This window comes from Streptomyces sp. NPDC025651 (genome assembly GCF_055558735.1).
On the sequence record NZ_JBVHLZ010000001.1, the window covers coordinates 356,345 to 370,462 of the forward strand.

At 71.5% G+C, this 14,118-nt stretch carries 13 protein-coding genes; 7 read left to right on the forward strand and 6 right to left on the reverse strand.

The features are described from left to right. Window positions 1-151: 151 nt before the first annotated feature. On the forward strand, window positions 152-1,441 hold the full coding sequence (locus tag ACZ4D5_RS01580; RefSeq protein WP_467770302.1) for a citrate synthase: 1,290 nt from the start codon (window positions 152-154) through the stop codon (window positions 1,439-1,441). Between the two features lie 473 nt (window positions 1,442-1,914). On the opposite strand, the gene ACZ4D5_RS01585 is transcribed toward ACZ4D5_RS01580, so the two are convergent. The 6 genes from ACZ4D5_RS01585 to ACZ4D5_RS01610 all read right to left on the reverse strand — a co-directional run bounded on the left by ACZ4D5_RS01585 (window position 1,915) and on the right by ACZ4D5_RS01610 (window position 7,269). After that, window positions 1,915-4,173: a heavy metal translocating P-type ATPase gene (locus ACZ4D5_RS01585; RefSeq protein WP_467770303.1), complete on the reverse strand. Its 2,259-nt coding sequence runs from the start codon at window positions 4,171-4,173 to the stop codon at window positions 1,915-1,917. A 118-nt stretch (window positions 4,174-4,291) separates the two neighbouring features. Next, window positions 4,292-4,603: a heavy-metal-associated domain-containing protein gene (locus tag ACZ4D5_RS01590; RefSeq protein ID WP_467770304.1), complete on the reverse strand. Its 312-nt coding sequence runs from the start codon at window positions 4,601-4,603 to the stop codon at window positions 4,292-4,294. 135 nt (window positions 4,604-4,738) lie between these two features. Next, complete coding sequence (locus ACZ4D5_RS01595; protein ID WP_467770305.1) at window positions 4,739-4,936, reverse strand: helix-turn-helix transcriptional regulator; 198 nt, start codon at window positions 4,934-4,936, stop codon at window positions 4,739-4,741. 205 nt (window positions 4,937-5,141) lie between these two features. Next, window positions 5,142-5,318, reverse strand: coding sequence for a hypothetical protein (locus ACZ4D5_RS01600; RefSeq protein WP_467770306.1), 177 nt, complete (start codon window positions 5,316-5,318; stop codon window positions 5,142-5,144). 71 nt (window positions 5,319-5,389) lie between these two features. Continuing rightward, window positions 5,390-6,259 (reverse strand): helix-turn-helix domain-containing protein, encoded by an 870-nt coding sequence (locus ACZ4D5_RS01605; protein WP_467771464.1) that lies wholly within the window; start codon window positions 6,257-6,259, stop codon window positions 5,390-5,392. 110 nt (window positions 6,260-6,369) lie between these two features. After that, window positions 6,370-7,269, reverse strand: a complete 900-nt coding sequence (locus tag ACZ4D5_RS01610) for a sugar phosphate isomerase/epimerase family protein (RefSeq protein ID WP_467770307.1) — start codon at window positions 7,267-7,269, stop codon at window positions 6,370-6,372. A 138-nt stretch (window positions 7,270-7,407) separates the two neighbouring features. Between ACZ4D5_RS01610 and iolC the strand changes: the two genes are divergently transcribed. From iolC to ACZ4D5_RS01640, 6 genes are all read left to right on the forward strand, one after another. Further along, window positions 7,408-8,391, forward strand: coding sequence for a 5-dehydro-2-deoxygluconokinase (iolC, locus tag ACZ4D5_RS01615; protein WP_467770308.1), 984 nt, complete (start codon window positions 7,408-7,410; stop codon window positions 8,389-8,391). Window positions 8,392-8,411: 20 nt separating this feature from the next. Then, complete coding sequence (locus ACZ4D5_RS01620; protein ID WP_467771465.1) at window positions 8,412-9,299, forward strand: Cgl0159 family (beta/alpha)8-fold protein; 888 nt, start codon at window positions 8,412-8,414, stop codon at window positions 9,297-9,299. A gap of 37 nt (window positions 9,300-9,336) precedes the next feature. Then, entirely contained in the window at window positions 9,337-10,149 is an 813-nt protein-coding gene (gene iolB, locus ACZ4D5_RS01625) for a 5-deoxy-glucuronate isomerase (RefSeq protein WP_467770309.1), read from the forward strand. Then, window positions 10,146-12,014 carry a 3D-(3,5/4)-trihydroxycyclohexane-1,2-dione acylhydrolase (decyclizing) gene (gene iolD / locus ACZ4D5_RS01630; protein ID WP_467770310.1) on the forward strand — a complete coding sequence of 623 codons (1,869 nt, stop codon included), beginning with the start codon at window positions 10,146-10,148 and terminating at the stop codon, window positions 12,012-12,014. The genes iolB and iolD overlap by 4 nt, the downstream gene beginning before the upstream one ends. Window positions 12,015-12,031: 17 nt before the next feature. Further along, the gene (gene mmsA, locus ACZ4D5_RS01635; protein ID WP_467770311.1) at window positions 12,032-13,543 is read left to right on the forward strand and encodes a CoA-acylating methylmalonate-semialdehyde dehydrogenase; all 1,512 of its coding nucleotides are present in this window, start codon (window positions 12,032-12,034) and stop codon (window positions 13,541-13,543) included. A 101-nt stretch (window positions 13,544-13,644) separates the two neighbouring features. After that, window positions 13,645-14,004 (forward strand): 5-carboxymethyl-2-hydroxymuconate Delta-isomerase, encoded by a 360-nt coding sequence (locus tag ACZ4D5_RS01640; RefSeq protein WP_467771466.1) that lies wholly within the window; start codon window positions 13,645-13,647, stop codon window positions 14,002-14,004. The last annotated feature ends 114 nt before the right edge of the window (window positions 14,005-14,118 follow it).

Here is a 14,118-nt window from a genome sequence, read left to right on the forward strand (position 1 = left end):
GCGAAGGGGGCAGGATGAGCAGGTTGGCGGCACTGAGTGCCGCCAATAGGCCCAATGGTCGACCCCGAGTGCACTCTCCAGGGCCAAATGGGGGATGGTAGAGACAGTCAGGGCACCTCGAAGAAGAGGCACAACGTCGGTGAGGGATGACGTGAGCGACAACTCTGTAGTACTGCGGTACGGCGATGGCGAGTACACCTACCCGGTGATCGATTCGACCGTCGGCGACAAGGGCTTCGACATCGGGAAGCTCCGCGCCCAGACCGGTCTGGTGACCCTGGACAGCGGCTATGGCAACACCGCCGCCTATAAATCCGCCATCACCTACCTCGACGGCGAGCAGGGCATCCTCCGGTACCGCGGCTACCCGATCGAGCAGCTGGCCGAGCGCTCCACCTTCACCGAGGTGGCGTACCTGCTGATCAACGGCGAGCTGCCGAAGGTCGACGAGCTTTCCACCTTCAAGAACGAGATCACGCAGCACACCCTGCTGCACGAGGACGTCAAGCGCTTCTACGACGGTTTTCCGCGTGACGCCCACCCGATGGCGATGCTGTCGTCGGTGGTCAGCGCGCTGTCGACGTTCTACCAGGACAGCCACAACCCGTTCGACGAGAAGCAGCGCCACCTCTCGACGATCCGGCTTCTCGCCAAGCTTCCGACGATCGCCGCCTACGCGTACAAGAAGTCGCAGGGCCACCCGGTCGTCTACCCGCGCAACGACCTCGGCTACGTCGAGAACTTCCTGCGCATGACCTTCTCGGTGCCCGCCGCCGAGTACGAGCTGGACCCGGTCGTCGTCTCCGCGCTCGACAAGCTCCTGATCCTGCACGCGGACCACGAGCAGAACTGTTCGACCTCCACCGTGCGTCTGGTCGGCTCCTCGCAGGCGAACATGTTCGCCTCGATCTCCGCCGGCATCTCGGCCCTGTGGGGCCCGCTGCACGGTGGCGCCAACCAGTCGGTCCTGGAGATGCTCGAGGGCATCCAGGCCACGGGTGGCGACGTCGACACCTTCATCCGCAAGGTGAAGAACAAGGAAGACGGCGTGAAGCTCATGGGCTTCGGGCACCGCGTGTACAAGAACTTCGACCCCCGGGCGAAGATCATCAAGGCGGCGGCGCACGACGTCCTCTCGGCCCTCGGCAAGTCCGACGAGCTGCTCGACATCGCGCTGAAGCTGGAAGAGCACGCGCTGGCCGACGACTACTTCGTCGAGCGCAAGCTGTACCCGAACGTGGACTTCTACACGGGCCTCATCTACCGCGCCATGGGCTTCCCCACGGAGATGTTCACCGTGCTGTTCGCCCTCGGCCGGCTGCCGGGCTGGATCGCCCAGTGGCACGAGATGATCAAGGAGCCGGGTTCCCGCATCGGCCGCCCGCGCCAGATCTACACGGGTGAGGTTCTCAGGGACTTCGTCCCGGTCGAGGCCCGCTGAGGCCTCTTGGGATGCTGCGGACCGGCTGTGGCTGGTCGCGCAGTTCCCCGCGCCCCTTCGGGGCGCTCCACAAGTAGCGGAAAGCGCCCCGCCATCGATCCCCCCACGGGTCGACGGTCGGGGCGCTTCCCTTTTTCCCGGTGCGGATTCCCCCCACGGGATCCGGCCGGGCGTCTGTGGCTGCCCTGCGGTCTGCCGGGACGCGTACGTACGGGAGGGCCGCTCAAAGCTCCCCGGTGCACGTGCCCCGGCAACGCAATTCAAGGAACATCCCCCAAGATGTCCCCATATGCCGGAAGACGTCCCCCAAGACATCTTCCTGCATCGCCCCATTAGACTCGCGACCCCCCTCGATGGTTACGTTCGGATCACTGTGATCTGCGTCTCTTGCATATGTCCTGTACATGCGCAAGAGCCCCGATATGGGGATCGGGGCTCTGGTGTGAAGGTGCTGAAACGGACATGTGGAGGGGTTATGTGAACGCCCTCAGGCGAAGACTGTTCGTGACCACGAAGACCGAGGAGAACGCCATGGCGGCGCCCGCGATCATCGGGTTCAGCAGTCCGGCCGCGGCGAGCGGCAGCGCGGCGACGTTGTAGCCGAAGGCCCAGAAGAGGTTGCCCTTGATGGTGGCGAGGGTCTTGCGGGAGAGCCTGATGGCGTCGGCCGCCACCCGCAAGTCCCCGCGCACCAGCGTCAGATCGCTCGCCTCGATCGCCGCGTCCGTGCCGGTGCCCATCGCCAGGCCCAGATCGGCGGTGGCGAGGGCGGCCGCGTCGTTCACGCCGTCCCCGACCATCGCCACGACCTTGCCCTCGCCCTGCAGCCGCTTCACGACGTCGACCTTGTCCTGCGGCAGGACCTCCGCGTACACGGCCTCGGGGGCGATGCCCACCGCCCGCGCGACCGCGTCGGCGACGGCCTTGTTGTCGCCGGTGAGCAGGACCGGCGCGAGGCCCAGCGCGCGCAGCTCGCGCACCGCTTCGGGGCTCGTCTCCTTCGGGGTGTCCGCGACCGTCAGGACACCCCGCGCGGCCCCGTCCCAGGCGACCAGGACGGCGGTGCGCCCCGCCGCCTCGGCGTCGTCCCTGAGCTTGGCGACGGTCTCCAGGCCCGTGACGCCCGCGTCCGCGAGGAGCCGCTCGCGCCCCGCGAGCACCTCGTGCCCCTCCACCGTGCCGCGCACGCCGAACCCCGCGACGTTCTCGAACCGCTCGGGCGCCGGGAGTTCACCGTCCTCGATGCCCAGGCGCTCGGCGGCGCCCGCCGCGACGGCCCGTGCGATCGGGTGCTCGGAGGCGTGCTCCAGGGCGCCCGCGAGGCGCAGCAGCCGCCTCTCCTGGGTGTCCCCGGCGACGCACACGTCCTTCAGCTCCATGCGGCCCGTGGTCACCGTCCCGGTCTTGTCCAGGACGACGGTGTCGACGCGGCGCGTGGACTCCAGGACCTCTGGGCCCTTGATGAGGATGCCGAGTTGGGCGCCGCGGCCCGTGCCGACCATGAGGGCGGTCGGCGTGGCGAGACCGAGCGCGCAGGGGCAGGCGATGATCAGCACGGCGACGGCCGCGGAGAACGCGGCGGTCGCGTCGCCCGTGGCGCCGAGCCAGCCGCCGAGCGTGCCGACCGCGATGAGCATGACGGCCGGCACGAAGACCCCGGCGATGCGGTCGGCGAGGCGCTGCACCTGGGCCTTGCCGGTCTGCGCGTCCTCGACGAGCCGTGCCGTCCGGGCCAGTTGGGTGTCCGAGCCGACGCGGGTGGCCCGCACCACCAGACGCCCCGAGGTGTTCACGGTCGCCCCGGTGACGGCGTCGCCCGCGCCCACGTCGACCGGCACGGACTCGCCGGTGAGCATCGAGGCGTCGACCGCCGATGTGCCCTCGGTGACGGTGCCGTCGGTCGCGACGGTTTCTCCGGGGCGTACGACGAAGTGGTCACCGACGGCCAGCTGCCCGACCGGAATCCGTGTCTCCCGTCCCTCCCGCAGCACCACCACGTCCTTCGCGCCCAGCTCCAGGAGGGCGCGCAGCGCCGAGCCCGCCTTCCGCTTGGAGCGGGCCTCCAGCCAGCGCCCGAGCAGGATGAACGTGATGACGCCCGCGGCGACTTCGAGGTAGATCGTCGAGGCGCTCTCCCCCGGCGCGACGGTGAAGTCGAAGCCGTGCCGCATCCCCGGCATCCCGGCGTCGCCGAAGAACAGCGCCCACAGCGACCAGCCGAAGGCGGCGAGCGTGCCGACCGAGACGAGGGTGTCCATGGTCGCGGCCGCGTGCCGCAGGTTGGTGAAGGCCGCCCGGTGGAAGGGCAGTCCGCCCCAGACGACGACCGGCGCGGCCAGCGTCAGCGAGAGCCACTGCCAGTTGTCGAACTGCAGGGCGGGGATCATCGCGAGCAGCACGACGGGCAGCGACAGGAGCGCGGAGACGATCAGGCGCTGCCGCAGGGTGTCGGGCTCGGTGATGTCGGCGGTGGTCGGGGCCGGGGCACCGCCGTCCTCCGGCTCGGGGGCGGGCGGCAGGATCTCCTCGGCCGTGTAGCCCAGCTTCTCGATCTGGGCGATCAGTTGGGCGACCTCGACCCCGTCGGCGTACTCGACCTTGGCCTTCTCCGTGGCGAGGTTGACCGAGGCGGTCACCCCCTCCATGCGGTTCAGCTTCTTCTCGATGCGGGACGAGCAGGAGGCGCACGTCATCCCGCCGACGGCGAGTTCGACTTCGGAGACTTCGGTCATGGCTCTTTCGTACTGCTTCCGGGGTGGTGGAACGGCGGCGGGCCCTGTGGTGTCGGTCTCGACGCCACAGGGCCCGGGGTACCCGGCGCGGTGCCGGTCAGCCCTGCGCCCGCGGGGTTCAGGCCTTGACGCCGACGAGCTCGTAGCCCGCCTCGTCGACGGCGGCGCGCACCGCGGCCTCGTCCAGCGGCGCCTCGGAGACCACGGTGACCTCGCCGGTCGCGGCCACGGCCTTGACGGAGCTGACGCCCGCGATCTCCGAGATCTCGCCGGAGACGGCACCCTCGCAGTGCCCGCAGGTCATGCCCGTCACCTCGTACACGGTGGTGACGGCGCCCTGCGGCGTCTCGGCGCCGGAGTGGCAGGAGCCGGAGGGGGAGCAGCAGGAGCCGGTCGTCTCGGCCTGCGGAAGCTCGGTCTGGGCGCTCATGTCGGTTCTCCTCGGGGGGCGTGGGTCCAGGTGCGGCGTAGCGTGCAGGAGGGCCCCGGCAGTCCCCGGTGACCTCCTGACGCACTCCACACTATACCCCTAGGGGGTATTTCTCAACGAGGTCGGCGCGTGCCGTCAGTCTCTGCGGCCCCGGTTGCCCGGGCGGGACGCGACCCAGGCGCGGATCGTGTCCGCGTACCAATAGGGTTTGCCGCCCTCCACGTGGTCGGGCGCGGGCAGCAGCCCGTGCTTGCGGTACGAGCGCACGGTGTCGGGCTGCACCCGGATGTGCGCGGCGATCTCCTTGTACGACCAGAGCCTGCGGTCGGTCATCAGTGCACCTCCCTGCGTGCGCGCCCAGAGCGGCCGGAGAGGCCGACGGGGGAGCTGGGCGCGGCGCGCGGCGATCACTCAGCCTGTGCCCGGTGAACGACGCCCGGTGAGCGCAGGGGAGCGGCTGTCGACCCCCTGTGACGCAAGACCCGCGTACGCGAGACATGTGTGACAGGAAGAGAGTGTTTGTGACGGAAGAGACGCATCAGTGCAGCGCGTTGCTCCGGCGCGCGAGCGGTGCGACCGGTGCGAGCGGCATGAGCGCTGCGAACGGCATGAGCGCCGCGGGGCGTGTGCGCAGCGCGAGCGGCGCGGTCGGCGTGAGCAAGCCGAGGTGGGCCGGGCCCGCTGCGCCGGGTCCGGCCCACCGGCTTTCCCGCATCCCCTCTGGCTCCCGGCACAGAGGCGAGCGGGTTCCCCCGTGCCAGTTGGCTCAAGGGCCTCAGCGTGCCCTCAGCGCCGCCCGCGGGTCTTGGAGAAAAGCGCACCGGACGCGGCGGTCCCCGCGGGCAGCACCAGGCTCGTGGGCTGGCCGTCGAGCCGGTCGGTCGAGGGCGGCCCCGACCGGGGCGGCGGGCCCGTCCGCCGCGCCACCGCGAACTGGCGCGGCGTGCACCCTGTCATCGCCTTGAACTCGCCGCTCAGGTGCGCCTGGTCGTAGTAGCCGCAGACCGCCGCCGTCTCCGCCTGGCCGCGCCCCGCCGCGAGCATCGCGCGGGCCCGCTGCAGGCGGATGACCCGCGCCGCCGCCTTGGGGCCGATGCCGATCTGCTCACGGAAGCGGTTCTCCAACTGGCGCACGCTCCAGCCGACTTCCTCGGCGAGGTGTCCGACGGGGGCGGTGCCCCGGGAGCGCACGAGCTCGCTCCAGGCCCGCACGGTCCGCGCCGAGGGCGGCGGGCCCGCCTCGGACCAGCGGGCGAACACGTCGTCCAGGAGGTCGAACCGCGCCCGCCAGGAGGGCAGCGCGCCGAGGGCCGCGGCCAGTTCGGCGATGCTGTCCCAGCGGCCCCGGCCCGGCCGCACGCCGAGCGCGTCGGGGTCGAGGGTGCGGTCGGCCAGTTCGTGCAGCGCGGTGCCGAAGAGCGTGAACGCGGCCCAGGGCGCGAGCAGCACCTCGATGCCCGCGAGGCGCCCGTCGTGCTCGCCGAGCACCGGCGTCGTACCGAGGCCGGAGAGGACCGAGACGAGCGACACCGCGGGGCGCGGGGGCCGCGCGCCGCCGGAGCCGCTGACGCCGGAGATCCGTAAGGGGCGGTCGAAGCCGAGCATCAGGGTCACCGCGCCGATCGGCACCTCCAGGCGCCGGCGGGGTCCTGTCATCGTGAGCCGGAGCCCGCGGTAGCTGATCACGCCGGGGCGCAGGCGCGGATGCGGGCGCGCGAGGGCGATCTCCCACTGCCCGTCGGGAGCCCGCAGGACGTCTGTGGCCGTCAGGCTCCGCACGACCGGAGGAAGGCGCGGGTGCGGCGGGCGATCGGCAGCGGCCTGTCCGGCTCGCAGGGGTACATGTCCTGCTCCACGATGGCGAACAGCTCGACGCCCAGCTCCTGTGCCGCGGCGAGGACGGGCTCCAGGGCGGGCACGCCCGTGGGCGGTTCGCACATCACGCCGCGCGCCACCGCGGGGCCGAACGGCACCTCCTGGGCCCGCACTTCGGCGAGGACCTCCGGGTCGACCTGCTTGAGGTGCAGATAGCCGATGCGCTCGCCGTACGTCTCGATGAGCTTGACGTTGTCGCCGCCGCAGTAGGCGTAGTGGCCGGTGTCCAGGCAGAGCGAGACGAGGTCGGGGTCGGTGGCGTCGAGGAAGCGGGTGACGTTCTCCTCGCTGTCGATGTGCGTGTCCGCGTGCGGGTGGACGACCACGCGCAGGCCGTACCGCTCGCGGACCTCGCGTGCCAGGCGCTCGGTCTGGGAGGTCAGTTCACGCCATTGTGCGGGCGTGAGCACGCGGTCCTCCAGGACCTCGCCGGTCTTGTCGTCGCGCCAGAAGGAGGGGATGACGACGAGGTGTTCGGCGCCCATGGCCTGCGCGAGCGCGGCGTTGTCCGCGACGTGCGCCCAGGTCCTGTCCCAGACGGCGGGGCCGTGGTGCAGCCCCGTGAAGACCGTGCCCGCGGACACCCTCAGGCCGCGCCGTTCGGTCTCGGCCCTCAGCAGGGCGGGATCGGTGGGCAGATAGCCGTACGGGCCGAGCTCGATCCACTCGTACCCGGACTCGGCGACCTCGTCGAGGAAGCGGCGCCAGGGCACCTGGCGGGGGTCCTCGGGGAACCACACGCCCCACGAGTCGGGCGCCGAACCGATCCGGATGCGAGACAGCGTCGTCATACCGGCAAGCCTCCAGGCCGCCTCGGAAGAGTGTCAAGGACTGGTCCGAATGTAAGGACAAAATGTTGACAGGGTTCCTGGGGCGGGATTAGACCTGGGGGGAGACGGCCGACCGGGCCCGGAGAGGGGACGTGCAGGGTGACCGATCCGTACGACGTCGATCCCGATGACGTCGATCCCTATGACGTCATCACCATGGGCCGGATCGGGGTGGACCTGTATCCCCTGCAGGCCGGGGTGCCCCTCGCCGAGGTCACCGCGTTCGGCAAGTTCCTCGGCGGCTCGGCCAGCAACGTGGCGGTCGCGGCGGCCCGGCTCGGGCGGCGGGTCGCCGTCGTCACGCGCACGGGCGAGGACCCCTTCGGCGCGTATCTGCACGGGGCGCTGCGGGAGTTCGGCGTCGACGACCGGTGGGTGAGCGGCGTCGCGGGCCTGCCGACGCCGGTGACGTTCTGCGAGGTCTTCCCGCCGGACGACTTCCCGCTGTACTTCTACCGGCTGCCGAAGGCGCCCGACCTGGAGATCCACGAGAGCGAACTCGACCTCGACGCGCTCGCCGCGGCGCGGATCTTCTGGATGACGGGTACGGGGCTGTGCGCGGAGCCGAGCCGTTCGGCGACGCTCGCGGCGCTGGGCGCGCGGTCGTCGGGGACCACGGTCTTCGACCTGGACTGGCGGCCGATGTTCTGGGGTGACCCGGACGAGGCGAGGCCCCACTACGCCGCCGCCCTCGCGCACGCCACCGTCGCCGTCGGCAACCTCGACGAGGTGGAGGTCGCCACGGGGGAGCGCGAACCGCTCGCGGCGGCACGGGCGTTGCTGGACGCGGGCGTCGAACTCGCCGTCGTGAAGCAGGGGCCCAAGGGGGTCCTCGCGATGAACCGCGCGGGGGAGTCCGCCGAAGTGCCGCCGCTGCCGGTGGAGGTCCTCAACGGCCTCGGGGCGGGCGACGCGTTCGGCGGGGCGCTGTGCCACGGGCTGCTGGCGGGCTGGGAGCTGGAGCGGATCATGCGGTACGCGAACGCGGCGGGGGCGATCGTGGCGTCCCGCCTGGAGTGCAGTTCCGCGATGCCGTTTCCCCGCGAGGTCGCCGACGCGCTGGAAGCGGGGGCCGTCACGTGACCGGGCTCGATGTCGTCGACGTGGGCGAACTGTGCCGTATTCGCGCGCAACACCCCGAAGCCATCGCCGAAGCCGCCGCCCGTCGTCCCCGGCGGCCCCTCCTCGGGGACGGCGGGCGGTTGATGATCGTGGCCGCCGATCATCCCGCGCGCGGGGCGCTCGGCGTGGGGAGCGACCCCCTGGCCATGGCCAACCGCGGGGACCTCCTGGAGCGGCTCTGCCTCGCCCTCTCGCGGCCCGGGGTCGACGGCGTGCTCGCCAGCGCCGACGTGCTCGACGACCTGCTCCTGCTCGGCGCCCTGGACGGCAAGGTCGTCATGGGGTCGATGAACCGCGGGGGCCTCGCGGGCGCCTCCTTCGAACTGGACGACCGGTTCACCGGGTACCGCCCGGAGGACATCGAGCGGCTCGGCTTCGACGCGGGCAAGCTGCTGCTCCGCGTCGACTACGAGGACCCGGGATCGCTGACCACCCTGCACTCCGCGGCCCGCACCGTCGACGCGATGGCGGAGCGCGGCCTTCCGGTGTTCGTCGAGCCGTTCCTGACCCGCCGTCCCGGCCCGGACGGCGCGGGGGCGCCCCGCAACGACCTGAGCGCCGAGGCCGTCACGCGCTCCATCGCCATCGCCTCCGGGCTCGCGGGGACCTCCGCGTACACCTGGCTGAAGGTCCCCGTCACCGAGAACCCCGACGACATGGCCCGCGTCATGGAGACCTCGACCCTTCCGGCGGTCCTGCTCGGCGGCGACATCGGCAACGATGCCGAGGGCGCGGTCGCCGCGTACGAGAAGTGGCGCGGCGCCCTGCAACTGCCCACCGTGCGGGGTCTCGTCGTGGGAAGAGCCCTGCTCTACCCGCCCGACGGGGACGTGGCGGGGGCGGTCGACACCGCCGTAGGGCTGCTGTAGCAGGACAACAGGCTGCGTCCAGGCTGAGGAGGCCCCCATGACGTACGTACCGAAAGGGAGTGCGGCCGACGGTCCGTACGCCCTCGACATCGATCCGAAACGGGCCGGTTGGACATACTCCCACCTGCGTGTCGTCGAGATCGAGCCGGGCGGGCGGCACTTCTTCGCCACCGGAGAGAGTGAATGGATCGTGCTCCCGCTGACCGGCGGCTGTACGGTGCACACGGAAGGCGAGATCATCGAACTTCTGGGCAGGGAGAGCGTGTTCAGCGGAGTCACCGACTTCGCTTACGTTCCCCGGGATGCCCGGATCCAGATCGCCTCCGGCGCGGGAGGCCGCTTCGCCCTGGCAGGAGCGAAGTGCGAGCGTCGACTCCCCGCCCGCTACGGCTCCGCGCCGGAGGTCCCCGTCGAGAGCCGCGGCAGCGGCACCTGCGCGCGCGAGGTCCGGGGCTTCGCGTCCGCGGACGCCTTCGACTGCGACCGGCTGATCGCGGTCGAGGTGATCACGCCGGGCGGCAACTGGTCCTCGTACCCGCCGCACAAGCACGACGAGCACCGCCCCGGCGCCGAGGCCGAGCTGGAGGAGATCTACTACTTCGAGATCGAGGCGGCGGGCGACCGCGAAGGCCTCGGCTACCAGCGGGTCTTCCCGTCCCGCGAGGGCGGCACCGACGTCCTCGCCGAGGTGCGCACCGGGGACGCCGTGCTTGTGCCCGACGGCTGGCACGGGCCGTCGATCGCCCAGCCGGGACACGCGATGTACTACCTGAATGTGATGGCGGGACCGGGTGAGGAGAGGGAGTGGCGGATCTGCTTCCACCCCGACCACACGGAGGGATACCGATGACCCGGCTCACCACGGCCCAGGCCCTTGTCCGTTTCCTGGCGCGGCAGTTCACCGAGCGGGACGGCGAGCGGCACCGGCTGATCGGCGCCACCTGGGGCATCTTCGGGCACGGCAACGTCGCGGGCGTCGGACAGGCCCTCGTGGAGTACGCCGACGAGATGCCGTTCCACCAGGGCCGCAACGAACAGGCCATGGTGCACGCCGCGGTCGGGTACGCACGCCAGCGCGGCCGACTGTCCACGCACGCCGTGACGACCTCCATCGGGCCCGGCGCCACCAACCTGGTCACCGGCGCCGCGCTCGCCACCGTCAACCGGCTGCCCGTCCTGCTGCTGCCCGGCGACACCTTCGCGACCCGGCCCGCGGACCCGGTCCTCCAGCAGCTCGAAGTCCCCTCCGCGGGCGACGTGTCGGTCAACGACTGCCTGCGCCCGGTCTCGCGGTACTTCGACCGTGTGAGCCGCCCCGAGGCGCTGATCCCCGCCGCGCTCGCCGCGATGCGGGTGCTCACCGACCCTGTCGAGACCGGCGCCGTCACGCTCGCCCTGCCGCAGGACGTGCAGGCGGAGGCGTACGACTGGCCCGAGGAGTTCTTCGCCGAGCGGGTGTGGACGGTGCGCCGCCCCGCGCCCGATCCGCGCGAACTGGCCGCCGCCGCGAGCGCGGTGCGCGAGGCGCGGCGCCCCCTGATCGTCGCGGGCGGCGGCGTCCACCACAGCGCCGCCGAGGACGCCCTCAAGGAGCTCGCCGACGCGACCGGCATCCCCGTCGCCTCCACCCAGGCGGGCAAGGGCTCCCTGCGCTTCGACCACCCGGCGGACGTCGGCGGCATCGGGCACACCGGGACGGCCACCGCCGACGAACTGGCCCGCACCGCCGACCTGGTGATCGGCGTCGGCACCCGGTACAGCGACTTCACCACGGCCTCGGGCACGCTCTTCGAGGCCCCCGCGGTGCGCTTCCTCAACCTCAACATCGCGCCCTTCGACGGCCACAAGATGGCGGGCGCCACCCTGGTCGCCGACGCGCGCGCCGGCCTCGAAGCGCTCACCGAGGCGCTGCGCGGCCACCGCGTCGAGCCCGCCTACGCCGTCGAGTACGGCGACGACAAGGAGCGCTGGGAGCAGCGCGTCGACGCGGCCTTCCAGACGGACGAGCCGGACGTGCGCCCCACCCAGGCCCAGGTCCTCGGTGTCCTGGACGAGTTGGTGACGGACGAGGACGTCGTGATCAACGCCGCGGGGTCCCTCCCCGGCGATCTGCACAAGCTCTGGCGGGCGCGCTCGCCCCGGCAGTACCACGTCGAGTACGGCTACTCCTGCATGGGATACGAGATTCCCGCGTCGATCGGTGTCGCGCTCGCCGCGCCGGAGCGGCCCGTGTGGGCGCTGGTCGGTGACGGCACGTATCTGATGAACCCGACGGAGATCGTCACGGCCGTCCAGGAGAACGTCCCGATCAAGGTCGTGATCCTGCAGAACCACGGATACGCCTCCATCGGCGGCCTCTCGGAGTCCGTGGGCGGCGAGCGGTTCGGCACCGCCTACCGCTTCCGGGCGCCGGACGGGACGTACACCGAGGGGCCGCTGCCCGTCGACCTCGCCGCCAACGCCGCCTCGCTCGGGATGCGGGTGCTGCGTGCCAAGACCGTTCGCGACCTGCGCGAGGCGCTGCGCGAAGCGCGCGGCGCAGACCGTCCCACATGTGTCTATGTGGAGACGGAAACGGCAGACACAGTGTCGGGCCCGCCCCCGGCACAGGCGTGGTGGGATGTGCCCGTGGCCGAGACGGCGACCCGGGTGTCCGCGGTCAAGGCCAGGGAAGAGTACGACCGGCACGTCACTGCCCGACGCCGCCACCTGTGAGAGTAGGGATGCTTGTCATGACGAAGACCGTCAACCACTGGATCGGTGGGAAGGCCGTCGAGGGCGCGTCCGGAACGTTCGGCCCGGTCACCGATCCGGCGACCGGCGCCGTCACGACGCAGGTCGCCTTCGCGTCGGTCGACGAGGTGGACGCCGCCGTCGCCTCGGCCCGCGAGGCCTTCGCGACCTGGGGCACCTCCTCGCTCGCCAAGCGCACCGCGATCCTCTTCAAGTTCCGCGCGCTGCTCGACGCCAACCGCGACGCCGTCGCCGAGCTGATCGTCGCCGAGCACGGCAAGGTCCACTCGGACGCGCTCGGCGAGGTCGCCCGCGGCCTGGAGATCGTCGACCTGGCCTGCGGCATCACGGTGCAGCTGAAGGGCGAGCTGTCGACGGAGGTCGCCTCGCGCGTGGACGTCTCCTCCATCCGCCAGCCGCTGGGCGTCGTCGCGGGCATCACGCCGTTCAACTTCCCGGCCATGGTGCCGATGTGGATGTTCCCGCTGGCCATCGCGTGCGGCAACACCTTCGTGCTCAAGCCGAGCGAGAAGGACCCGTCCGCGTCGATGAAGATCGCGGAGCTGCTGAGCGAGGCCGGGCTGCCGGACGGCGTCTTCAACGTGGTGCACGGTGACAAGGTCGCCGTGGACCGTCTCCTGGAGCACCCGGACGTCTCGGCCGTCTCCTTCGTCGGCTCGACCCCGATCGCCCGCTACATCCACACCACCGCCTCCGCCAACGGCAAGCGCGTGCAGGCGCTCGGCGGCGCCAAGAACCACATGCTGGTCCTGCCGGACGCCGACCTGGACGCGGCCGCCGACGCCGCGGTCTCCGCGGCCTACGGCTCCGCGGGCGAGCGCTGCATGGCCATCTCCGCGGTCGTCGCGGTCGGTTCGGTCGGCGACGAGCTCGTCGCGAAGATCAAGGAGCGCGCCGAGAAGATCAAGATCGGCCCCGGCACCGACCCGACCTCCGAGATGGGCCCGCTCATCACGGCCGCCCACCGCGACAAGGTCGCCTCCTACGTCACGGGCGCCGCGGCCGAGGGCTGCGAGGTCGTCCTGGACGGCACCGGATACACCGTCGAGGGACACCCCGAGTGCGCAGACGGCCACTGGATCGGCCTCTCGCTGCTCGACCGCGTCCCGACCACCGCCAAGGCCTACCAGGACGAGATCTTCGGCCCGGTCCTGTGCGTGCTGCGCGTCGACACGTACGAGGAGGGCGTCGCCCTCATGAACGCCTCGCCGTTCGGCAACGGCACCGCGATCTTCACCCGCGACGGCGGCGCGGCCCGCCGCTTCCAGCTGGAGATCGAGGCGGGCATGGTCGGCGTGAACGTGCCGATCCCGGTGCCGGTGGGGTACCACTCCTTCGGTGGCTGGAAGGACTCGCTCTTCGGCGACCACCACATCTACGGCAACGACGGCACGCACTTCTACACCCGCGGCAAGGTCGTCACCACGCGCTGGCCCGACCCGTCGGACGCGCCGGCCGGGGTGGACCTGGGCTTCCCGCGCAACCACTGAGGCACCCCCAGGGCCTGTGAGCCCCCGGCCTTCCTGGCCGGGGGCTCTGTCGTGTCCCCGTGGTCCTACGATGCGTGTGCACTACACGAGAGGCCGTGAGCATGCCGCACATCGACATCGACTACGCCGACACCCTGTCCGGCGTCCTGGATCTGCCCGCCCTGGTGGCGGAGCTGCATCCGCTGGTCGTGGAGCGGGTGGACTCGGTGGGGGTCGGCAAGACGTTCTGCCGCCCCGGCGCGGCCTTCGTGGACGGCAGGCCCGGCGCCCCCTTCGTGCATGTCGCCGTGGGGCTGCTCGCGGGGCGTGCGCGCGCAGTGAAGGCGAGGCTCTCCGAGGACGTGCTCGCGCTCCTGGGCAAGCATCTGTCGGGCGTCGAGGGGGCGACGTACTCGGTGGAGGTGCGGGATCTCGACGCGTCGTACCGGCTGCGTCCGACGCACGGAGTCATGAGGGTGTGACGGAGGGTGGAGCGGCGGCGTCCGGAATTCGGACGACGTCGTTTCTTTTTTAACGAGTCCTTTGCGGTTCCCGTGCACAGGGTGCAATTCGGGCAGCGAAAGCTTCTGTATCGA

Excerpts from the sequence above, each read along its gene's own strand:
- ACZ4D5_RS01610 (WP_467770307.1), bottom strand. The coding sequence starts at position 7,269 with ATGACGACGCTGTCTCGCATCCGGATCGGTTCGGCGCCCGACTCGTGG.
- iolB (WP_467770309.1), top strand. The coding sequence starts at position 9,337 with ATGACGTACGTACCGAAAGGGAGTGCGGCCGACGGTCCGTACGCCCTC.
- ACZ4D5_RS01595 (WP_467770305.1), bottom strand. The coding sequence starts at position 4,936 with ATGACCGACCGCAGGCTCTGGTCGTACAAGGAGATCGCCGCGCACATC.
- ACZ4D5_RS01605 (WP_467771464.1), bottom strand. The coding sequence starts at position 6,259 with ATGACAGGACCCCGCCGGCGCCTGGAGGTGCCGATCGGCGCGGTGACC.
- ACZ4D5_RS01640 (WP_467771466.1), top strand. The coding sequence starts at position 13,645 with ATGCCGCACATCGACATCGACTACGCCGACACCCTGTCCGGCGTCCTG.
- ACZ4D5_RS01585 (WP_467770303.1), bottom strand. The coding sequence starts at position 4,173 with ATGACCGAAGTCTCCGAAGTCGAACTCGCCGTCGGCGGGATGACGTGC.
- iolD (WP_467770310.1), top strand. The coding sequence starts at position 10,146 with ATGACCCGGCTCACCACGGCCCAGGCCCTTGTCCGTTTCCTGGCGCGG.
- mmsA (WP_467770311.1), top strand. The coding sequence starts at position 12,032 with ATGACGAAGACCGTCAACCACTGGATCGGTGGGAAGGCCGTCGAGGGC.
- ACZ4D5_RS01600 (WP_467770306.1), bottom strand. The coding sequence starts at position 5,318 with ATGCGGGAAAGCCGGTGGGCCGGACCCGGCGCAGCGGGCCCGGCCCAC.
- ACZ4D5_RS01590 (WP_467770304.1), bottom strand. The coding sequence starts at position 4,603 with ATGAGCGCCCAGACCGAGCTTCCGCAGGCCGAGACGACCGGCTCCTGC.